Genomic DNA, 21,545 nt, shown 5'->3' on the forward strand with positions numbered 1-21,545 from the left:
TTCCCGGACGCCGGAGGGTCCGGAATGGCGGCCTAGGCGCCGCGCGCCACCGCCGGCAGGCCATGCAGGATGAGCCGCACGGCAAAGCGCGCGGCGCCGTCCGGATCGGGCGGCGCACGCCGCAGCATCTGCTCCCCCACATGGCGGGCGATGCCGATGGCGCCGGCCGTCAGATAGGCCGTGTCGGCCTGCGGGGCCAGCTGGTCGCCCAGGATGCGGGTGAGCGACTCGCGCACCTCCTCGAACACCGCGCGCTGCGCCGGCGTGGCATCGACCCGTACCTGCGGCAGGCCGGCGGCCCGGCCATATTCCTCCACGAGGAAACGGAAATAGGCGCGGATCACGCCATCCAGCCAGCCCTCCAGATCCGCCGCCCGGTCGCGCTCCGCCCGCAGGATCGGCCGCAGCCGCTCCGCCGCATCGGCGGCGAGCGCCCGGGCGATCGCCTCCTTCGAGCGGAAGTAATTGTAGAAGGTGCCGGAAGCGAGGTCGGTCCGCCGGATGATGTCGCGCACGCTCGCCGCCTCATAGCCCAGCTCGGCGAAGACCTGGCGCGCCGCGGCAAGGATCGCCTCCTGGTTGCGCGCCTTGGTCCGCGCGCGCCGCCCGGCCTCGGCAATGGCGATGTCGGTGACGCTGGACATGCGCCAAGGGAAAACCCTGCGGCGCAGCGGGGCAAGGGGCTTCGGCAGCCGCCACCTCCTCCGCTAGCATCCCCGGCAAGCCAGGCGGGAGGGAATGCGGCATGACGGGGACCGGGCTTGCGGCCCAGGGCATCGGCGCGCCGGTGCGGCGGGTGGAGGATCTGCGCTTCCTGCGCGGCGCCGGACGCTTCGTGGACGACATCGCGGCGCCGGGCGCCTGGCACCTGCATCTGGTGCGCTCACCCCATGCCGCGGCGCGCATCCTGTCCATCGACATTTCGGCGGCGCGCGCCATGCCGGGCGTAAGGCTGGTGCTGACGGCCGCCGATCTCGACATCCCCGCCCGCCTGCGCTGCGTCACGCCGCGGCACCGGCGCGGCGGCGGGCCGCTGGTGCAGCCACCCTGGCGCGTGCTGCCCGCCGATGCGGTGCGCCATGTCGGCGACCCCGTGGCGGCGGTGGTGGCGGAGACGCCGGCCGCGGCGCAGGATGCCGCCGAACGCATCCAGGTGGCCTACGGGCCGCTGCCCTGCGTCACCGACCTGGCCGAGGCCGCGCGTCCCGGCGCGCCGGCGGTCTGGCCGGAGCAGGCGCCGGACAATGAATGCTTCCTCTTCCGCCTGGGCGATGTCGCCGCGGTCGAGGCGGCCTTCGCCCGCGCCGCGCAGACCGTCTCGCTGGACTACCGGATCAGCCGCGTCTCGGCCAATCCGCTGGAGCCGCGCAATGCGCTGGCGGCGCATGACCCGATCGAGGATCGCTACACCCTCTGGACCGGCACGCAATTGCCGCATGTGATGCGCAACGAGATCGCGGAGCACGCCCTCGGCGTCCCGTCCAACCGTCTCCGCATCATCTCCCCCGATGTCGGCGGCGGCTTCGGGATGAAGGAGAGCCCCTTCCCCGAGCATATCCTGTGCCTGCTGGCCGCGAAGCGCCTGGGCCGGCCTGTCCGCTGGACCGCGACGCGGACCGAGAGCTTCCTGAGTGACAGCCATGCGCGCGACAACCTCTCGACGGCGGAGCTGGCGCTCTCGGCCGAGGGCGAGTTCCTCGCGCTGCGCGTACGCACGCTGGCGAATATGGGCGCCTATCTCGCCTGGCAGGGCCCGGTCTCCTCCACCAACAATGTCGGCGGGCTCGCCGGCGTCTATCGCACGCCGCATATCTGCACGGAAGTGATCGGCCTCTTCACCCATACCCAGCCGACCGCTCCCTATCGCGGCGCCGGACGGCCGGAGGCGATCCATGCCATGGAGCGGCTGGCGGACCTGGCCGCCGACCGGCTCGGCCTGGATCGCGTCGAGATCCGCCGGCGCAACATGATCCGGCCGGAGGAGATGCCCTTCCGCACCGGGCTCGACTACACCTATGACAGTGGCGACTTCCCGCGGAACCTCGATTTGGCGCTGGAGGCGGCGGGCTGGGCCGGCTTCCCCGCGCGCCGCGCGGAATCCGGGGCGCGCGGGATGCTGCGCGGCATCGGCATCGCCAATGCGATCGAGAGCGCGGGCGGGCCGCATCGCAAGCCGCTGGAGGAAGGCGCCGAGATCCGCTTGGCGGCAGCGCCACGCTGCTGCTCGGCAGCCACAACCATGGCCAGGGGCATGAGACGGCGTTCCGCCAGATCATCGCCTCCCGCCTCGGCCTGCCGCCGGAGCGGGTGCGGATCCAGTTCGGCGATACGGATGTGGTGGCGCATGGCCGTGGCACCATCGGCTCGCGCTCCATGATGGCGGCCGGCGGCGCGCTGGTGGGCGCGGCGGAGAAGGTGATCGCCCGCGGCCGGCAGATCGCCGCGCATCTGCTGGAGGCCGCCGAGGCGGATGTCGAATTCGATGGCGGCCTGTTCCGCGTTGCCGGCACGGATCGCGGCCTATCCATCGAGGAGGTGGCGCGGCAGAGCTATGTTCCCGGAGCCTTGCCGGATGGGGCCGAACTCGGCCTCGGCGCCGCGCTGGTGACACGGCCGGGCGATGCGACCTTCCCGAATGGCTGCCACATCGCGGAGGTGGAGGTCGATCCGGAAACGGGCGAGACGCGGCTGCTGGCCTATACGGTGGTGGACGATGTCGGCACGGTGATCAACCCGCTGCTGGTGAAGGGCCAGATCCATGGCGGCGTGGCGCAGGGCTTCGGCCAGGTCTTCGGCGAGGCCATCCTGTACCGCGATGGTCAGCTGCTGACCGCGAGCTTCCAGGACTACCCGATGCCACGGGCGGCCGATCTCTGCGCCATGCTGGTGCAGAGCAATCCGGTGCCGACGAAGACCAACCCGCTCGGCGTGAAGGGGGCGGGCGAGGCCGGCACGGTCGGCGCCCTGCCGGCGCTGGTGAATGCGGTGGTGGATGCGCTCCGGCCGCTCGGCATCACGCATCTGGAGATGCCGCTGACGCCAGAGCGGGTCTGGCGCGCGATCCGCGGGCGCTGACTGAAACCAACCCGCATGAAGGCTGGCGCATTCATGCAGCCTCGGTCGCCGGCGCCGCTCTGCGGCTTGGCTACGCGCCACCTGGCGCGGCGCCCCCGATGCGCATGGAAGACGCCTCCGGCGTCTTCCATGGGGGCCGGCCGTCCGGGCGCTCAGCCGCCTGTGGCGGCTGCAGGTCAGGATTTGCGTCGGCGGAAATCACCCCGGTCCGGGCCGGATTCCGGCCTGGCGGATGAGGTCCGGGGAAGGCAGGGCCTTCCCCGTGGTCAGCCCTGTGCCCCGCGCACCAGCCGCCCGGGCAGCGCGCCGGTGGCCTCGCCCTCCCGGTAGGTCACTGCGCCATTGACCACGGTGGCCACATAGCCATCCGCCTTCTGCACCAGCCGCTTGCCGCCGGCCGGCAGGTCGTAGCGCATGACCGGCACCTTCACCTGCAGCCGGTCGTAGTCGATGACATTCAGGTCCGCCTTCTTCCCCGCCGCCACCAGGCCGCGATCCGCCAGGCCGAGCGCCAGGGCATTGTCCCACGTCAGCCGCTTCACCGCGAATTCCAGCGGCAGCTTCGGGCCGCGCGTGCGGTCGCGGGTCCAGTAGGACAGCATATGGGTGGTGGAGGAGGCATCGCAGATGATGCCGACATGCGCGCCGCCATCGCCGAGGCCCATCAGGGTCTGCGGATGCTCCACCATGGTGCGCACCGCCTCCAGGTCGCGGTCGGCATAGTTGATGATGGGACGGTTGAGGATGGCCTTGCCCTCCTGCTCCATCATCCACTCCCAGGCCAGTTCCGCCGGGTCCATGCCGCGCTGCGCCGCGATGGCGCCGAGGCTGGTCTCCGGCCGCGGCTCGTAATCCGGCGGGTCGCCCAGCTTGAAGATCATGTCCCAGGTGTTCAGGCGGGCCCGCAGCATCGGGTCGGGCGTCTCCTCCGCCAGCAGCGCCGATTTCAGCGCCGGGTCGCGCAGCGCCTGCATCCTCTGCGCGAAGGGCAGATGCGCGATCTTCTGCCAGGACGGCTTCGCCACGAAGGGATGCTGCGACAGCTCGAAGCCGAACATCAGCCCGACCGGCCGCGCCATCACCTGGCCGGTCATCCGGGCGCCCGCGCGGTTCGCCGCCTCGATCTTCTCCAGCAGGAATTTCCACAGCCAGGGCCGGCTCTCCCGCTGCAGCAGGGAGAAGGTCATCGGCCGGCCGGAGGCGGCGCAGATGCGCTGCAGCCGGTCGAACTCATCCTCCGGCTCATCGAAGTCGGAGATGACCTGCAGCCAGGAGGCGCCGGCCTCCCCGACCGCGCGGCCGATCGCCTCCAGCTCCGCCTCGGGCGTGCCGAGCGTCGGCGTGTGCTTGCCGTCGAGCGTCCGGTGCGCGATGGCGCGGGAGGTGGAGAAGCCGAGCGCGCCGGCCCGGATGCCCTCGGCGGCCAGGCGGGCCATCTCGGCGACCTCGGCCTCGGTCGCCTCGGCATGCGCCTCGGCGCGCTCGCCCATCACATGGATGCGTAAGGGGGCGTGCGTCACCTGCGCCGCGATGTCCATGTCCCAGCGCCGGGCGCCGAGGACGTCCATGAATTCCGGGAAGCTCTGCCAATTCCAGGGCAGCCCTTCCGTCAGCACCACTTCGGGCAGGTCCTCGACGCCCTCCATCAACTTGACCAGCGCGTCGCGCCGCTCCGGCCGGCAGGGGGCGAAGCCGACACCGCAATTGCCGATCAGCGCCGTGGTGACGCCGTTGTAGGAGGAACTGTCGATCCGGCTGCTCCAGGTGGCCTGGGCGTCGTAATGGGTGTGGATATCGACGAAGCCGGGGGTGACGATCTTCCCCCTGGCGTCGATCTCCTCCGCCCCGCGTCCGGCGACCTGCCCGACCTGCACGATCCTGCCGCCGGCGATCGCCACATCGGCCTCGAAGGGCTTGGCCCCGCTGCCATCCACCACGGTCCCGCCGCGGATCACCAGGTCCAGATCGGCCATGGAACGTCTCCCTCGTCTTTGCCGGCAGCATGGACAGGGGACCGGCCCTGTCAACCATCATGGCCACCGGAGGGGGGCTTCGCGCCCGCCGCCGCCCGGGTCTAATCTTCCCGCCAATTCCGAAGGGTTGGGGAAACGGGCCATGGACGGCTTCGATATCGGCGGCATTCCGGGACTGGCCGAGGAGCACCGGATGGTGCGCGACCTCGTGGTCAAATTCGTCGAGAAGGACCTGATGCCGCTGGAGCCGGCGGTGCTGAAGCGGGAGGCCGAGGGCCAGCGCTACGGCCTGACGCCGGAGGAAGAGGCGCCGCTGCTCGCCAAATGCAAGGAGCTCGGCCTCTGGGGCCTCGACGTGCCGGAGGAGTTCGGCGGCGCCGACCTGCCGCTCGCCGCCCTGATGGCGGTGGAGGAGGAGATGGGCCGCACCGTCACCCCCTTCCTCTTCCCGCCGGACAGCCCGAACCTGCACATGCTGAAGGCGGTGGCCAACGAGGAGCAGCGGCGGAAATACCTCGACCCCTATGCGCGGGGGGAGGCGCGGTCCTGCATCGCCATCTCCGAGCCCGGGGCGGGCGGAGACCCGGCCGGCATGACCACCCGCGCGGTGCAGGATGGCGACGACTGGGTCATCAACGGCCGCAAGATCTGGGTCAGCGGGGTCCCCCGCGCCGATTTCATCATCCTCATGGCCCGCACCGGCGAGGGCAAGCGGCAGGAGGGGGTGACCGCCTTCATCATCGAGCGCGGCACGCCCGGCTTCATCATCGAGCGCGAGATCCCGATGATCGGCGGCCGCCGGACCTACGAGCTGGTCTTCGAGGATTGCCGGGTGCCGAAGAGCCAGGTGCTGGGCGAGCTGGGCCGGGGCTATGCGCCGATGCAGCTCCGGCTGAATGTCCGCCGGCTGCAGATGGGCGCGCGCTGCACCGGCATGGCCCGCCGGGCGCTGGAGATGCTCTGCGAGCAGGCGAAGAACCGCGTGACATTCGGCGTCAAGCTCTCCGACCGCCAGGCGATCCAGTGGTGGATCGCCGAGGCGGCGACGAAGATCCATGCCTGCCGCCTGATGGTGCGCGACGCCGCGGCGAAGCTCGGCGCCGGCGAGGATGTCCGCAACGAGGCCTCCATGATCAAGGTCTTCGCCACCGAAATGGCGCAGGAGGTGCTGGACAACGCCATGCAGACATTCGGCGCCATGGGCATGACGAAGGAGCTGCCCTTGCAGCTCATGGCCAGCCAGGTGCGCGTGCAGCGGATCTATGAAGGGCCGAGCGAGGTGCACCGCATGGCGATCGCCAGGCGGGTGCTGAAGAACGGCATCTGAAGGCGGTGCGCGGGCACCACGCGCCGGTGCCCGCCGCTGGAGCGGCTTGCTTTCGCGGGGCCTCACTCCGGCCGTTCCGGCTGCCGGTTCAGGCGAGCCGGTTCCTCCGCCTGGCCGGGTCGGTCCGGTCCGGTCGGAGTTTGCTCCAGGAAACACGGGGACCGTGCCAAGGCCCGGAGCCACGGCGCCGCTCCCACCAGCCGCACCACTCCGCAGGCGCCAGCGGGGCGCCGATGGTTTGCGCAACCGGTCCACGGCCGCCCGCGCCCCGGGGCAGCGCAGCCGCCGGACCGGACACCACCCCAGCGCCCATGGCGCCACGTGACATCACGGGAGGACCCAAGAATGGCGGACAGCGCCTACAATGTCGGCGACCTGGTGGCGGAATTCCTCTCCCGCATCGGCGTCACCACCTGCTTCGGCATCGTCTCCGTGCACAACATCCCGATGCTGGACGGCATCGGGCGGCGGAACGCCATCCGCTATGTCATGGTGCGGAACGAGATGGGCGGGGCGCATATGGCGGATGCCTATGCCCGGGTCTCCGGCCATCTCGGCGTGATGTTCTCCTCGACCGGCCCCGGCGCCGCCAATACCGTGCCCGGCCTGGTGGAGGCGCAATTCGCCGGCTCCCCGATGCTGCACATCACCGGCCAGACCGCGACCAGGTTCATCGACCGCGACATGGGCACGGTGCATGACGTACCGGGCCAGACGGCGATGCTGGCGGCCGTCTGCAAGGCGGCCTTCCGCATCCGCTCGGCGCAGGAGGCGCTGGGGGTGCTGACCCAGGCCGCCACGCTTGCCCTGACCCCGCCGATGGGCCCGGTCAGCCTCGAGATCCCGATCGACATCCAGCGCACGCCCATCCCCCGCCCGGCCCAGCTCGACACGCTGGTCCTGCCCGTGCCGCCGCCCCTGCCGCCCTCCGAGGCCGCGCTGGACGAGGCGGCGGAGATCCTGGCGCGGGCCAGGCGGCCTATGCTCTGGCTCGGCAACGGCGCCAAATCGGCGCGGGCCGAGGCGATGGCGCTGATGGGCCTCGGCTTCGGCGCCGTCTCCTCCTGGAACGGCCGCGGGATCGTGCCGGAGGACCACCCGATGACGCTCGGGGGGCTGCACGGCAACGGCTCGCCGCGAGTGCAGGAATTCTACCGCTCCGTCGATGCCATGCTGGTGGTCGGCAGCCGGCTGCGCGGCCATGAGACCATGGACTTCTCCCTGAAGCTGCCGGAAACGCTGGTGCATGTAGATGTCGATCCGCGCGCCAATGGCCGGACCTATGCCAATGCCGCCTTCGTCTGCGGCGATGCCGGGCTGGTGATGGCCGGGCTGGCGCGGCGGCTGCAGGGGCGCCTCCGGGTCGATCCCGGCTTCGCCGCCGACTTTGCCGAGATGAAGCGCCGCGCCGTGGCGGAGTACCGGGAGACCCTCGGCCCCTATGCCGATTTCCCGGCGGAGCTGCGCCGCGCCCTGCCGCGCGACGCGCTCTGGGTGCGCGACGTCACCATCAGCAATTCCTCCTGGGGCAACCGCATCTTCCCGGTCTATGGCCCGCGCGACGCGGTGCACCCCGTCAGCGCCGCCATCGGGCCGGGCCTGCCCATGGGCATCGGCGCCGCCCTGGCGGGAGGGGGGCGGAAGGCCATCGCCATGGTCGGGGATGGCGGCTTCGCCCTGAACCAGACCGAGCTCTGGACCGCGGTGCAGGAACGCGCGGAGCTGGTGGTGATGGTGATGAACGACCGCGGCTACGGCGTCATCAAGCATATCCAGGGCGCGCTGCAGGATGGCCGCATGTTCTTCGGCGACCTGCAGGGGCCGGATTTCCAGAAGCTCGCCGCCGTCGCCGGCCTGCCCGGCTTCAAGGTCAGCCGGACGGAGGAGCTGGCGGAGACGGTGGCAAAGGCGGTCGCCACCCCGGGCCCCAGCCTGGTCGAGGTGGACATGACCGCGATCGGCGCCTTCCCGCCCTATGCGCCCTATAACGGCATGGGCATCTACGCGAAGCGGGCGGCGGAATAGGCCGCAGGGCCGCCCCGGCCGGGAGCCGGGGCGCCGCCGGTTACTGACGGCCGCCGCCGCCCCCGTCATTGCCGCGCGGCGAGCCGAGCCGGTCCTGCCGGTCCAGTTCCGCCGCGGCGAAGGACGATGCCGCCGCGGCCCGCGGCAGCACGGGCATGGCGGCCAGGCGCTGCAGCGTCCCCGCGCCGCCCAACGTGAAGGCGGGGGTCGAGAGGGCGCGCTCGGCCGCCCCCCGGTCGCCCGCCAGTTGCGCGCGCCAGGCGCCGTAGAGCGCATCCACCACCTGCTGGGTCGGTGCGGTCGGCGCGATGCCGAAGGCCGAGTGCACCTCCTGCCGGCCGGCGGCCAGTTCGGTCGAGACCATGGGGTTGAGGCCGCGCCAGCGTGCGCCGTAGGGGATCTCGACGGTCAGGAATTCGTAATTCGCCACCGCCCGCGCCGCCTCCCCGGGCTGGCCGGCAACGCTGGCCGGTTGGCCGAAGACATAGGCGGTGTTGAGGACCGCGGCGCGCACCGGGTCGCCGGCGCCCTCCACCGCATCCCGCGGCAGCCTGGCCCAGCCATTCGGCGGCTGCTGCACCGCGCCGGCGCAGCCTGCCAGCAGGGGCAGGCACAGCAGGGCGGCGCGCCGGGCGAGTCTTGGTCGGAAGTGGTCGGCAACCATCGGTCTGGTGTCCTCCTCGGTGCGGCGCCCGGCGATCGGCCTGGCCTCAACGGCGCCCGGGCGGGAATGTCGCCCGCGGCAACAGCCGGATGTGTCATCTCAAGGCGAGGCGTCAATGCCGCCCCCGCTTTCCGCCGGGCCGCGGTGGTGCATAATCGGCGCAAAGCATTGGGGGAAACGACCGATGAGTGGCAGCAGCACGGGCAGTGCCGGCAAGCCGACGGGCTGGGGCGCGGCCGGCGCGTCGGAAACGCCGGCGGGGCGGCTGCGCCGGAAATTCCCAACCTATAACGACTTGCAGCGCCGGGCGAAGTGGCGCGTCGCCCGCTTCGCCTATGACTTCGTGGCGGGCGGCGTCGGGGACGGGGCGCCCAATGTGGCGCATAACCGCGCCGCCATGGACGCGGTGCGGATCGTGCCCCGCTATGCCGTCGATCTCGCCGGCGTGACCACCGCCACGAAGCTCTTCGGCCGGGACTATGCGGCGCCGGTCGGCGTCGCGCCCATGGGCAATGTCGGCATGGTCTGGCCGAGGGCCGATGCCATCCTGGCCGCCGCGGCCCAGGCTGCGCGCATCCCCTATGTTTCCTCCACCGTCGCCAATGTGGGCATGGAGGAGCTGGCGCGCATCGCGCCGGACAGCCTCTGGTTCCAGCTCTATGGCCTGCCGGCGGACAACCACCGGATGTCCCTGGACCTGATCCGGCGGGCGGAGGCGGTGGGCGCGCATGCGCTGGTCGTGACCCTGGACGTGCCGATGCGCCAGAAGCGGGTGCACGATGTCCGCAATGGGCTGGTGGTGCCCTTCCGCTACCGGCCGCGCACCCTGTTCGACATCGCCCGTGCGCCCTTCTGGGCGCTGGAGATGCTGCAGAAGGGCCAGCCGCGCTTCGAGAACATGCGGAAATATGTCGGCGAGAACGCCTCGATCGCCGAACTGGCCAGCTTCGTCACGCAGAACATGACCACCGGCGTCACCTGGGACGACATCGCTAAATTCCGGGAGGCCTGGCCGCGCGCCCTGGTGCTGAAGGGCATCCAGCACCCGGCGGATGCGGAGCGCGCGGTGGCGCTCGGCGTGGACGGCATCTGGGTCTCCAACCATGGCGGGCGGCAATTCGATGCTGCGCCCGCCTCGATCGACACGGTGCCGGCGATTGCCGCCGCGGTCGGGGGACGGGCGAAGATCCTCTATGACGGCTCGATCCGCTCGGGGCTGGACGTGCTGCGGACGCTGGCCGTGGGGGCGGATTTCTGCTTCGCGGGGCGTGCCTTCCTGCTCTCGGTCGCCGCCATCGGGGCGGCGGGCGGGGCGCATGCCACCGCCGGCTTCATGGAGGAGATCCGCGCCACCTTCGGCCAGGCCGGCATCCGCAGCGTGGAGGAGGCGGCGCAGGCGACCGTGCTGCATCCGAATGCGGTGAGGTTCGAGCCGGAGGGCAACGCCGCGGGCGTCGAGATGCCGCGGCGGCGGACCGCCTGAGGAGGGGACGCCGCCCCCTCCCTCAGCGGGCCCCATCGGTGGCACGGCCCCGGGCGGGTGGCCGTGTTCGCCTGCCCGGCCGGAACCGGCCCTGGAGCGACCGGGCTCAGCCGCCGTCGCGCAGCAGGGCGCCGATCACCCGCTCCAGATGCTGCAAGGTGTTGCACACGGCGGTCACGCGGCAATGCGGGGCGTAGCGCAGCATGTCCGAATCCCCGGTGCCCCAGAGCGTGCGGACTTCCGGGTTCAGCCAGACCAGCTGCTTCGACCGGTCGGCCATGCGGGTCAGGATGTCCACCCGCGGGTCGGTGCGGTTGCCCCGGCCATCGCCCAGGATGATCACCGTGGTGTGGCTGTCGAGGAGGCGCATATGCTCCCGCTCGAAATCCGCCAGCGCCATGCCGTAGTTGGAGGAGCCGAAGCCGGCCCGCGCCATCACCTCCGGGATCGCCGCCTCGATCGGGTGGCGTTCCAGGATGTCGGAGACCTCCACCAGGTTGCCCGAGAAGGCGAAGGACCGCAGGCCGGACAACGCCTCGTTCAAGGAATAGAGGAACAGCAGCAGGAACTGCGCCATGGCGGCGACCGAGCCGCTGACATCGCAGAGCACGACCAGCTTCGGCTTCTCGATCCTCTCCTGCTTCCAGACGGTGTGGAAGGGGATGCCCTCCCAGCCCATGTTCCGGCGCAGGGTGCGGCGCACATCCAGCACGCCGCGGCGGTCGCGCTTGCGGTTCCTGCCGTATTGCGTCGCCAGGCGGCGGGCCATGGCGCGGACCAGCACCCGCATCCGCTCATGGTCCCGGCGGTCGATGGCCGAGAGCCGCGTCTGCTGCAGCATGCGCTCGCGGAAGGCCTCGGTTTCGCCCCTGGCGAAGAGCGCCAGGTTCTGCTCCACGAAGTCCCGCACCTGGTCGCGCAGCCGGTCCCGGCCCTGGCGCAGGCGGCCGGTGCGCTCGGCCTCCGGGTTCGCCGCGATCTCGCGCTCCAGCGCCTGCAGCCCCATCCGCTCCAGGATGCGGCGGGTGAAGAGGTTCACCTGGGTGAAGAGCGCGATATTGGAAAGGCCGGCCTCCTGTGCCGCCTCCTCCACCGCCGCGGCGAGCTCCGCCTGATCGCCCGAGAGCAGCATCCGCGCAATCTGCCCGCCGCCTCCGCCACCTCCCTCCCCCTGCCCGCTCGCCTGCGCTTCGGGCGCCGGCTGCCGGGCCGCCTCCTCCACCGGCGGCGCGGGCGAGAAATCGCCGCGGCGGAAGAAGAGGTCGAAGACTTCGGCGAAGGCGCGCTTCTCCTCCACCGTCTTGGCCAGGACGAGGGAGAGCGTGTCCTTCAGCCGCGCCCGGTCGCCGAGGCCCACCACCTGCGCGGCGCGCGTCGCATCGATGCTCTCGGCCGGGGAGATGCGCAGCCCGGCGCTGCGGGCGGCACGGAAGAAGTCGAGCAGCGGGCCTTCCATCAGCGCCACGTCGTCATCGTATGGGCACCGCCTCCCGCTTCGCCTTCAGCAGCAGGTCGGCGATCTGCGGCGTGACCGCCTCGATGTCGCTCTCGAATTTCAGCAGGACGTTCAGCGTCTCCCGCACCATCACATGGTCGAGCTGCGGCGCGTGCAGCAGCACCAGCACCCGCGCCCAGTCGATCGTCTCGCTGACCGAGGGCAGCTTCTTCAGGTCGAGCATCCGCAGCTGCTGCACGAAGGCGACGAGCTGCCGCCGCAGATCCTCGGCAGCATCCGGCACGCGGGACGCGATGATCCGCGCCTCCAGCCGCGCATCCGGCAGGCCGATATGCAGGTGCAGGCAGCGGCGCTTGAGCGCATCGCCCAGGTCCCGCATCGAGTTGGAGGTCAGCAGCACGACCGGCGGGACATCCGCCCGCACCGTGCCGATCTCCGGGATGCTGACCTGGTAGTCCGAGAGGAGCTCCAGCAGGAAGGCCTCGAATTCCTGGTCGGCCTTGTCCACCTCGTCGATCAGCAGCACCGCCCCGCCCGGCTCCCGCAGCGCCCGCAGCAGGGGGCGGGGCTCCAGGAACTCCTCGGAGAAGAAGAGGTCGCTGACGCCGTGCAGGCGGCGCATGGCGGCATCCAGCCCCGGCTCCTCCCCCAGCACGCTGCCCAGCCGGTCCTTCAGGATCTGGGTGTAGAGGAGCTGCTTGCCGTACTTCCACTCGTACAGCGCCTTGGACTCGTCCAGCCCCTCATAACATTGCATGCGGATCAGCGGCAGGCCGAGCCAGGAGGCCGCGGCCTTGGCCAGTTCGGTCTTGCCGACGCCGGCCGGCCCCTCGACCAGGATCGGCTTGCGCAGGTGATGGGCCAGGTAGAGCGCCGTCGAGATCGGGCGGCTGGCGATATAGCCCGCGGTTTGCAGCCCGGCCTCGGTGGCCTCGATCGAGGAAAGCAGGCGGTGCCAGGCGATGCTCATGCGGCGGGTCGGCTCATTCTGTACATCTCCGGGGCGGCGCTGCGGCTTCGGGTCATCATGGACCGGCCGGTGCCGCACGACAAATCCAGGGCCGGGGGTCTGGAGTGATCCGCCCGCTCGTCTAGACTGCACGGCAAGGAAACTATCCAAGGAGAGTCCGGTGCATCTGTCCGACCGGGTGACCGGCGCGGTCCTGGTGGCCCTGGGGGGCCTGTCCGCCTGGGGCGGATCGCGCCTGCCGGCAGTGCCCGGCCAGGATGTGGGGCCCGCCGTCTTCCCCATGCTGATCGGCTTCGGCCTGGTCGGCTGCGGCCTGCTGATCGCCTTCGGCATCGGCCACAGCTTCGAGGAGGAGGAAGAGGGCTCCGCGCCGGGCTGGCTGTATGGGCTGCGCGCCCTGCTGCCGCCGGTGCTGCTGCTGCTCTATGTCCTGCTGGTGGACCGGCTGGGCTTCCTGCTGACCGCCGCCGGGCTGGTGCTGGTGATGGCCCTCGCCTTCGGGGCGCGGCCGCGGCTGGCGCTGCCGCTGGCGATACTGGCGCCGGTCGGGCTGCACCTGATCTTCGGCAAGCTGCTCCGGGTCCCGCTGCCGGACGGCCTCCTGGCCGCGCCCTGGTAGCCGCATGGAAGGTCTCATCCAGGGTGCCGCCCTCGTCGCGGCACCGGACGTCCTGCTGGCGATCTTCGCCGCGGCCGTCTACGGCCTTGTCATCGGCTCGCTGCCGGGGCTGACCGCCACCATGGCGACCGCCCTGCTGGTGCCGGTCACCTTCTACCTCTCGCCCATCGCGGCGGTGGCGACGATCATCACCGCGTCCGCCATGGCGATCTTCTCGGGCGACATCCCGGGCTGCCTGCTGCGCATCCCGGGCACGCCGGCCTCGGCCGCCTATACCGACGAATCCTATGCCATGACCCGCAAGGGCCAGCCGGAACTGGCGCTCGGCATCGGGCTCTGGTTCAGCGCCATCGGTGGCATCGTCGGCACCCTGGCCCTGATGGTGCTGGCGCCCTCGCTGGCGGAGGTCGCGCTCTCCTTCTCCACCTTCGAGTATTTCTGGCTGGCGATCCTCGGCCTGATGTGCGCGACGCTGGTCGCCCGCTCCTCGCCGGTGAAGGCGATCGCCGCCATGCTGCTGGGGCTGCTCGTCTCCTGCATCGGCATGGAGAATCCGGCCGGCACGCCGCGCTTCACCTTCGGGTCCCCCGACCTGCTGGGCGGCATCGAGCCGATCCCTGCACTGGTCGGCGTCTTCGCCGTGGCGCAGGTGATGCGCGCCATGCTGCTGCCCGACCCGCCGCCACTGGAGCGCCGGCGCTTCGGCAGCATCCTCTCCGGGCAATGGGCGCTGACCAAGCGTTACCCGAAGCCGCTGGTGCGCGGCAACCTGATCGGCATCATCGTCGGCGTGCTGCCCGGCGCGGGCGCCGACATGGCGGCCTGGATCAGCTACGCCACCTCGAAGCGCTTCTCGAAGGAGCCCGAGAAATTCGGCACCGGCCACCCGGAGGGGCTGGTGGAGGCCGGGGCGGCCAACAACTCGGCGCTGGCCAGTTCCTGGGTGCCGGCGCTGCTCTTCGGCATCCCCGGCGATACCATCACGGCGATCGCGATCGGGGTGCTCTACATGAAGGGGCTGAACCCCGGGCCGACGCTGTTCACCGAGAACGCGTCCTCCATGTACGCGCTCTACCTGATCTTCATCCTGGCGAATATCGTCATGATCCCGCTCGGGATCCTGCTGATCCGCGCCTCCACCCGCGTGCTGCACGCGCCGCGCGCGGCGGTGATGCCGGTGATCCTGCTGCTCTGCGCCGTCGGCGCCTATGCGGTGGGCAACAACCTGTTCGCCGTGGTGCTGGTGGCGGCCTTCGGCTGCCTGGGCTTCGTGATGGAGCGCAACGGCTACCCGGTGGCGGCGCTGGTGCTGGGCATCGTGATGGGAACGATGGTGGAGCAGAGCTTCGTCACCTCCCTCATCAAGTCGGATGGCGATTTCCTGCCCTTCTTCGAGCGCCCGATCAGCGGCCTGCTCGCCGCCCTCACCCTCACCGCCCTGCTCTGGCCGGCCGGGGTCTGGCTGTGGAAGCGCCGGCACGGCCGGCGCTTGCCTGCCGGCAGGGCGGCGGGGTAGCAGAGTCCGCAACAAACCGCCCCGCCGGGAGGGGCGGCAGAGGAGGATACGAACCGATGAACGCAATGTCCCGCCGCACCCTGCTCGGCAGCGGCGCCGCCCTGATCGCCACCCCCCTGGCCGCGCCGGCCCTCGCCCAGCCGCGCTGGCCGGCGCGCCCGGTGCAGATGATCTGCCCCTGGGCCGCGGGCGGCGGCACGGATGCGGTGGTGCGCATGGTCGCCACGCTGCTGGAGCGGGAGCTGGGCCAGCCCTTCAACGTGGTGAACCGCACCGGCGGCTCCGGCGTGGTCGGCCATACCGCCCTCGCCCAGTCGGCGCCGGATGGCTACACCCTCGGCATCATCACCTCCGAGATCTGCATGCTGCACTGGCAGGGGCTGACGGAGGTCACCTACCGGAACTACACGCCGCTCGGCCTGATGAACAACGACCCGCCGGGCATCCAGGTGAACGCCTCCTCGCCCCACCAGGACGTGAAGTCGCTGGCCGAGGCGATCAAGGCCAGCCGCCCTGGCCAGCTGAAGGCGAGCGGCACGGGCCAGGGTGGCATCTGGCACCTGGCGCTGGCCGGCTGGCTGAACGCCATGGGGCTGAAGGCCGACCATGTCCGCTGGGTGCCCTCCAACGGCGCTGCGCCGGCCATGCAGGACCTCGCAGCCGGCGGGCTCGACTTCACCACCTGCTCGGTGCCGGAGGCGCGGGCGATGCTGGATGCGGGACGCGCCCGGAGCCTGGCGGTGATGGCGCCGGAGCGGCTCTCGGTCTTCCCCAATATCCCGACGCTGAAGGAAAGCCTGGGGGTCGACTTCACCACCGGCGCTTGGCGCGTCATCGTCGGCCCGGCGAACCTGCCGGCCGAGGTGGTCCGGGTGGTGGAGCCGGCGCTCGGGCGCATCTACCAGTCCAAGGAGTACCAGGACTTCCTGAACTCCCGCGGCTTCGGCGGGATGTATGCCGATGCCGCGGGCACGGCGCGGCACCTGGAGCAGGCCGACAAGTCGCTCGGCGACGCCATGAAGGCGGCCGGGCTGGCGAAGAGCTGAGGATCACGCCCCCGCCCCGCGCGCAAGACTTGCCGCGGGGCGGGAGTGGCGCCACCCTCTGGGCCAGATCACTCAGGGGGCAGGCGTGGCCGGGTTTCGCAGCACCGAGACGTATATCGCATCCCGCGACCTGGAGGTCGCGGTCAACGCCGCCGTCGCCCTGCAGCGCCCCCTGCTGGTGAAGGGCGAGCCCGGCACCGGCAAGACCGTGCTGGCGCATGAGGTGGCGCGGGCCCTCGGCCACCCGCTGATCGAGTGGCACATCAAGTCCACCACCAAGGCGCAGCAGGGCCTTTATGAATATGACGCGGTGTCGCGCCTGCGGGACGGCCAGCTCGGCGACCCGCGGGTGCACGACATCTCGAACTACATCGTCCGTGGCAAGCTCTGGGACGCGTTCGAGGCGGAGAAGCCCCACGTCCTGCTGATCGACGAGATCGACAAGGCCGATATCGAGTTCCCGAACGACCTGCTGCTCGAACTCGACCGCATGCAGTTCTTCGTCTACGAGACGCGGCAGACGGTGGTGGCGAAGCACCGCCCGGTGGTCATCATCACCTCGAACAACGAGAAGGAGCTGCCGGACGCCTTCCTGCGCCGCTGCTTCTTCCACTACATCCGCTTCCCCGACCGCGAGACGATGGAGCGGATCGTCCAGGCGCATTTCCCCGACATCAAGCAGGAGCTGGCGCGGGAGGCGCTGAACGTCTTCTTCCAGGTCCGCTCCGTGACGGAGCTGAAGAAGAAGCCGGCGACGAGCGAGCTGCTGGACTGGCTGAAGCTGCTGATGATCGAGGACCTGCCGCCCGAGGTGCTGCGCTCCTCGGACCCGAAGACGGCCATCCCGCCCCTGTACGGCGCGCTGCTGAAGAACGAGCAGGACGTGCACCTGTTCGAGCGGCTGGCCTTCCTGTCGCGGCAGAGGCAGCGCTGAGAAGGGGGGAGAGAGGGCTGCCTCTCTCCCCCTTGGACCCCCCACTCACCGCTTTCTGTGAGTCAGACTCAGAGAAATAGATGAGGGGGGCCCGGGGGGAGAATACCTTCTCCCCCCGGTCTCCCGAGGAGACCGCCGATGCTCGCCCACTTCATCCTCGCGCTCCGCACCGCCGGCATCCCGGCCAGCATCACGGAATACCTGACGCTGCTCCGCGGCATGAAGGAGGGCGTGGCCGATTACAGCGTGGACGATTTCTACCACCTGTCGCGCGCCGCGCTGGTGAAGGACGAGCGGCACCTCGACCGCTTCGACCGCGTCTTCGGCGAGGTGTTCAAGGGGCTGGAACCCCCCGAGGGCGATCCGGGCGCGGAGGCCGCCATTCCCGAGGAGTGGCTCCGCAAGATGGTCGAGAAGCTGCTGACCGAGGAGGAGAAGGCGCAGATCGAGGCGCTCGGCGGTTTCGAGAAACTGATGGAGACGCTGAAGCAGCGCCTGGCCGAGCAGAAGGGCCGGCACCAGGGCGGCAGCAAATGGATCGGCACCGGCGGCACCTCCCCCTTCGGGGCCCATGGCTACAACCCGGAAGGCGTGCGCATCGGCCAGGACGAGTCCCGCCACCGCCGCGCCGTGAAGGTCTGGGACAAGCGGGAGTTCAGGGATCTCGACGGCGATATCGAGATCGGCACCCGCAACATGAAGCTGGCGCTGCGGCGCCTCCGCCGCTTCGCCCGCCAGGGCGCGGCCACCGAGCTCGACCTGCCCGACACCATCCGCGCGACGGCCAACAATGCCGGCACGCTCGACCTGAAGATGGTGCCGGAGCGGCACAACACGGTGAAGGTGCTGCTCTTCCTCGATATCGGCGGGTCCATGGACGACCATGTGCAGGTCTGCGCCGAGCTCTTCTCCGCCGCCCGGGCGGAGTTCAAGCATCTCGAGCATTTCTACTTCCACAACTGCCCCTATGAGCGGCTGTGGCGGAACAACCGGCGGCGGCGGGAGAGCGAGGTCTCGACCTGGGAGGTGCTGCGGACCTACGGCCCGGACTACAAGGCGATCTTCGTCGGCGACGCCGCCATGTCCCCCTATGAGATCATCCAGCCCGGCGGCAGCGTGGAGCACTGGAACGAGGAGACGGGCCAGGTCTGGCTGCACCGGCTGACCGGCCATTTCCGCCGCAGCGCCTGGCTGAACCCGATGCCGGAGGCGGCCTGGGGACGGTACCAGTCCGCCCTGCTCCTCCATCGCTTGATGGAGCAGCGCATGTACCCGCTGACCCTCGGCGGGATCGAGGAGATGACGCGCGAGCTGAGTCGCTGACGTCTGGTGGCCGGGGCCGTCACAGCCCCTGAGCGGCAGTCGAGAGGCTGCTGACGGCGCGACCGGCGGACATGAAAAACCCCCGGGGACCTTACGGTCGCCGGGGGTGATGCGGCGGAGGCCGCCTTCGGCTTAGGGCAGCGGCTGCGGGTTGGCCGAGAGGCCGCGCAGATAGGCGATGAGGTTCGCGCGGTCCTGCGCGTCCTTCACGCCGGCGAAGGCCATGCGGTTGCCCGGGGCGTACTGCGCCGGGGCGAGGAGCCACCTGTTCAGCTCCTCATAGGTCCAGGGGCCTTCCTTCGACTTCAGGGCGGCGGAGTAGTTGAAGCCCTGGATGTGGCCATGCGGCTTGCCGACCACGTCATAGAGGTTGGGGCCGACGCCGTTGCGCCCGCCCTCATTCGCGGTGTGGCAGGCGGCGCATTGGCGGCGGAACACCGCGCCGCCCTTCTCCGGATCGGCATTGGCCAGGAGCGGACCGATTGCCGGCACTGCGGCCGCGGCCGGCGCCGCGGCGGGGGCGGCAGGCGCGGCTGCCGCCGCGGCGGGCGCGGCCGCCGGTGCCGCGGCGGCACCGGCCGGCGGCAAGGGAATCGGGTTCGGCGAAAGGGTGCGCAGATAGGCGATCAGATCGGCGCGCTGCTGGGTATTGGCCAGGCCGGCATAGGCCATGCGGGTGCCGGGCGCATAGGTGGACGGCTTGGCCAGCCAGGCATTCATTTCCTCATAGGTCCAGGGGCCCGGCTTGCCCTTCAGGGCGGCGGAGTAGTTGAACCCCTCCACATGGCCGTGCGGTGCACCCATGATGCCATAGAGGTTCGGACCGACGCCGTTGCGGCCGCCCTGGTTGAAGGTGTGGCAGGCCGCGCACTGGCGCTGCGCGACCGTCTGGCCATTCTCGACACTGGCGTTGGCCAGCAGGCCCGAGATCGGCTCCAGCGCCGGGGCGGCCGGTGCCGCGGGGGCGGCCGCGCCGCCGGCAGGTTCGCCGATGCGGATGGCGCTCTCGTGCGGCGTCTCGCCGTGGACCAGCAGCTTCCCCACCTGGCCTGCCAGCATGAAGGCGATCCCGGCCGTGAGTACCGCGGCGAAGGCCTTGTTCAGTTCAAGCGAATTCATCGGCGATGGCGTCCTTGGCAACGCGACGGACGAGTGGCACCACGCGCCGGATCGGCACGGGAGAGGGCCGCCAAGGGATATAGCCGAAGCGCCGAACCCCGCAACCCACTGCGGAACCGGAAGGCCGGGCAAAGCGCCGGAAGGGTACGGGATCGGCCGCCGCATCCGGCGACGGGCGATCAGCTTCGGCGCAGCCGGCATCGCCAGGACGGTGCACGGGTGGACCGGCAGCGCACTGGAATTATCCGCCGGTCAGGAGGGCGCAGGCCGGCTGCATGGCCCGCCGGTGCCGATCACCAGCCAGGAGATGCGCGTCGGCAGGATGCCGGTCCGGCAGGCGGCGTGCAGGACCGGGACTTGGCAGTGATGCTCTCGAAGGCGCAGCGGACGCCGCCCGGGGCCAACGCATCGCGGACCGGGCTCAGAAGTGCGCCCTCCCCCGCCGTGTCGCGCGCTGCGTGGTGAAGGGCAGGGTCGTACCACGAAAGGCGATGCCGAATGCGCGGAGGGACTCGCGGACGGGCCTGCCGCCCTCTGGCCATCCGGTGCCCTCGTGCAGTGGCGGGACGTGCAGCCCGTCATCGCGGGCACGACCCGGGCGCCAGGCAGAAAGGTTAATCGGCGAATGGCACGGGTCCCGCAGGCGCCGGCCGGCTGCCCGTTCCTCAGAGCGGATCGCGGACGGGCATGAACGCCCGGAGCGGGAATCGGCTCTGTGAACAATCCGCTGCAGCCCCTGCCATGACGGCGGCGGGAACCCACCGGACCTCGTTGGGGGAACTCATGCCGGCCTCCCCGGGACCGGGCCGCCATCTGGTCCGATTGTCGCGTCGTGCCATCAACCGCATCGGATGGTCGCGTCAGCGGGCCTCCACTCATCTCGCGGTCGTGACCACGGCCCTGGCCCGGAAGGGCGCCATATCTCACTTGCTCAGGCTCGAGTGGCGGCTCCCGCCCCCTAGGCCGGCGCTCCCGCTCGGGTCCAGGCGGACCGCGACGTGGGTGCCCGCGGCGCGAAGAGGGGAGGGTTTCGGTATGGCAAGGGCCTGGACCAATGATCACCTGACGACCGATGCGGAACCGGGCATTCGCCGGATCGGCACGGCCGACCTGCGGGAGGTGCTGCGGCAGGGGTGGGATGATTTCCTCGCCATCCCGACCCAGCTCGTCTTCCTCTGCGTGCTCTATCCGCTGGTCGGGTGGGTCGCGGCGCGCGCCTTCTCGGGCGGCGAGATGATGCCGCTGCTCTGGCCGCTGGTCGCCGGACTCAGCCTGCTCGGCCCGGTCGCGGCGGTCGGCCTCTATGAGATCAGCCGGCGGCGGGAAGCGGGCGAACAGGTCTCCTGGCTCACGGCCTTCGAGGTGCTGCGGCACCCGAACCTGCCGCTCATCGCCATGATGGGCGTCATGCTGATGGCCATCTTCGTCGCCTGGCTGTTCGTGGCGAAGATGATCTACAACATGACCATGGGCCAGTTGCCGATCGCCTCCTTCGGCGACCTGGTGAACGCCACCTTCACCACCTCGGAAGGGTGGCAGCTGCTGCTGCTCGGCAATGGCGCCGGCTTCCTCTTCGCGCTGCTGGTGCTGATGCTGACGGTGGTCTCCGTACCGATGCTGATTGACCGGCGCGTCGATATCAGCACGGCGATCCAGACCTCCTTCCGCGCCTGCATGGCGAATCCCGGCCCGATGGCGGCCTGGGGGCTGATCGTGGCGGTGCTGCTCTTCCTCGGCTGCCTGCCGGCCTTCATCGGCCTCGCGGTGGTGATGCCGGTGCTGGGGCATGCCACCTGGCACCTCTACAAGCGCGTGGTGGTCTGAAGGCGCCGTCCCGGCTGCTGCGCCCGGCCACCGGCGCGCACGGCGCGGCGTGACGGCCGGCGGATGCGGGCCCGATCGCCGGGTGGGGGTGCCGCAACCGCCGCCCTTCCGGCCGAAGGCGTCGCTGCCGGCCCTGCGCCGGCGCAGGGGGCGCGGTGTGCCGCCGCCAGGGCAGCAGCATGCGGCCCCGG

The 21,545-nt window shown here is 70.9% G+C and carries 16 protein-coding genes and 1 pseudogene; 11 read left to right on the top strand and 6 right to left on the bottom strand.

The features are described from left to right. Window positions 1-32: 32 nt before the first annotated feature. Window positions 33-644: a TetR/AcrR family transcriptional regulator gene (locus tag LHA35_RS11065; RefSeq protein ID WP_226608253.1), complete on the bottom strand. Its 612-nt coding sequence runs from the start codon at window positions 642-644 to the stop codon at window positions 33-35. A gap of 101 nt (window positions 645-745) precedes the next feature. Between LHA35_RS11065 and LHA35_RS28950 the strand changes: the two are divergent. Together LHA35_RS28950 and LHA35_RS28955 are read left to right on the top strand one after the other, a co-directional pair. Further along, window positions 746-1,909, top strand: a pseudogene (locus LHA35_RS28950) (xanthine dehydrogenase family protein molybdopterin-binding subunit); the annotation flags it as partial. Between the two features lie 311 nt (window positions 1,910-2,220). Beyond that, on the top strand, window positions 2,221-3,075 hold the full coding sequence (locus tag LHA35_RS28955; RefSeq protein WP_338050862.1) for a xanthine dehydrogenase family protein molybdopterin-binding subunit: 855 nt from the start codon (window positions 2,221-2,223) through the stop codon (window positions 3,073-3,075). A gap of 266 nt (window positions 3,076-3,341) precedes the next feature. On the opposite strand, the gene LHA35_RS11075 is transcribed toward LHA35_RS28955, so the two are convergent. Next, window positions 3,342-5,048, bottom strand: a complete 1,707-nt coding sequence (locus LHA35_RS11075; protein ID WP_226608254.1) for an N-acyl-D-amino-acid deacylase family protein — start codon at window positions 5,046-5,048, stop codon at window positions 3,342-3,344. Window positions 5,049-5,190: 142 nt separating this feature from the next. Between LHA35_RS11075 and LHA35_RS11080 the strand changes: the two genes are divergently transcribed. Beyond that, window positions 5,191-6,375 carry an acyl-CoA dehydrogenase family protein gene (locus LHA35_RS11080; protein ID WP_226608255.1) on the top strand — a complete coding sequence of 395 codons (1,185 nt, stop codon included), beginning with the start codon at window positions 5,191-5,193 and terminating at the stop codon, window positions 6,373-6,375. Between the two features lie 345 nt (window positions 6,376-6,720). Further along, complete coding sequence (locus LHA35_RS11085; protein WP_226608256.1) at window positions 6,721-8,400, top strand: thiamine pyrophosphate-binding protein; 1,680 nt, start codon at window positions 6,721-6,723, stop codon at window positions 8,398-8,400. Window positions 8,401-8,440: 40 nt separating this feature from the next. Here LHA35_RS11085 and LHA35_RS11090 read toward each other — a convergent pair whose 3' ends face one another. Next, entirely contained in the window at window positions 8,441-9,064 is a 624-nt protein-coding gene (locus LHA35_RS11090; RefSeq protein WP_226608257.1) for a hypothetical protein, read from the bottom strand. A 184-nt stretch (window positions 9,065-9,248) separates the two neighbouring features. Between LHA35_RS11090 and LHA35_RS11095 the strand changes: the two genes are divergently transcribed. Continuing rightward, window positions 9,249-10,547: an alpha-hydroxy acid oxidase gene (locus LHA35_RS11095; protein WP_226608259.1), complete on the top strand. Its 1,299-nt coding sequence runs from the start codon at window positions 9,249-9,251 to the stop codon at window positions 10,545-10,547. Between the two features lie 106 nt (window positions 10,548-10,653). Here LHA35_RS11095 and LHA35_RS11100 read toward each other — a convergent pair whose 3' ends face one another. Both LHA35_RS11100 and LHA35_RS11105 read right to left on the bottom strand, forming a co-directional pair. Further along, entirely contained in the window at window positions 10,654-12,003 is a 1,350-nt protein-coding gene (locus LHA35_RS11100; protein ID WP_226608356.1) for a vWA domain-containing protein, read from the bottom strand. A 13-nt stretch (window positions 12,004-12,016) separates the two neighbouring features. Beyond that, window positions 12,017-12,973: an AAA family ATPase gene (locus LHA35_RS11105; RefSeq protein ID WP_226608261.1), complete on the bottom strand. Its 957-nt coding sequence runs from the start codon at window positions 12,971-12,973 to the stop codon at window positions 12,017-12,019. A gap of 160 nt (window positions 12,974-13,133) precedes the next feature. On the opposite strand from LHA35_RS11105, the gene LHA35_RS11110 reads away from it, so the two are divergent. From LHA35_RS11110 to LHA35_RS11130, 5 genes are all read left to right on the top strand, one after another. Continuing rightward, window positions 13,134-13,592, top strand: coding sequence for a tripartite tricarboxylate transporter TctB family protein (locus LHA35_RS11110; RefSeq protein ID WP_226608263.1), 459 nt, complete (start codon window positions 13,134-13,136; stop codon window positions 13,590-13,592). A gap of 4 nt (window positions 13,593-13,596) precedes the next feature. After that, window positions 13,597-15,108 carry a tripartite tricarboxylate transporter permease gene (locus LHA35_RS11115; RefSeq protein WP_226608265.1) on the top strand — a complete coding sequence of 504 codons (1,512 nt, stop codon included), beginning with the start codon at window positions 13,597-13,599 and terminating at the stop codon, window positions 15,106-15,108. A 56-nt stretch (window positions 15,109-15,164) separates the two neighbouring features. Beyond that, window positions 15,165-16,154 (top strand): tripartite tricarboxylate transporter substrate binding protein, encoded by a 990-nt coding sequence (locus LHA35_RS11120; RefSeq protein ID WP_226608267.1) that lies wholly within the window; start codon window positions 15,165-15,167, stop codon window positions 16,152-16,154. 85 nt (window positions 16,155-16,239) lie between these two features. After that, the gene (locus LHA35_RS11125; RefSeq protein ID WP_226608271.1) at window positions 16,240-17,088 is read left to right on the top strand and encodes an AAA family ATPase; all 849 of its coding nucleotides are present in this window, start codon (window positions 16,240-16,242) and stop codon (window positions 17,086-17,088) included. Between the two features lie 138 nt (window positions 17,089-17,226). Beyond that, window positions 17,227-18,411 carry a vWA domain-containing protein gene (locus LHA35_RS11130; RefSeq protein ID WP_226608272.1) on the top strand — a complete coding sequence of 395 codons (1,185 nt, stop codon included), beginning with the start codon at window positions 17,227-17,229 and terminating at the stop codon, window positions 18,409-18,411. A 132-nt stretch (window positions 18,412-18,543) separates the two neighbouring features. Here the strand turns inward: LHA35_RS11130 and LHA35_RS11135 are convergent, their stop codons facing one another. Next, the gene (locus tag LHA35_RS11135) at window positions 18,544-19,530 is read right to left on the bottom strand and encodes a c-type cytochrome (protein WP_226608273.1); all 987 of its coding nucleotides are present in this window, start codon (window positions 19,528-19,530) and stop codon (window positions 18,544-18,546) included. 1,035 nt (window positions 19,531-20,565) lie between these two features. Between LHA35_RS11135 and LHA35_RS11140 the strand changes: the two genes are divergently transcribed. Continuing rightward, entirely contained in the window at window positions 20,566-21,354 is a 789-nt protein-coding gene (locus LHA35_RS11140) for a DUF2189 domain-containing protein (protein ID WP_226608274.1), read from the top strand. Window positions 21,355-21,545: the final 191 nt, after the last annotated feature.

It is taken from the genome of Roseicella aerolata (assembly GCF_020523605.1).
Lineage (GTDB): Bacteria > Pseudomonadota > Alphaproteobacteria > Acetobacterales > Acetobacteraceae > Paracraurococcus > Paracraurococcus aerolatus.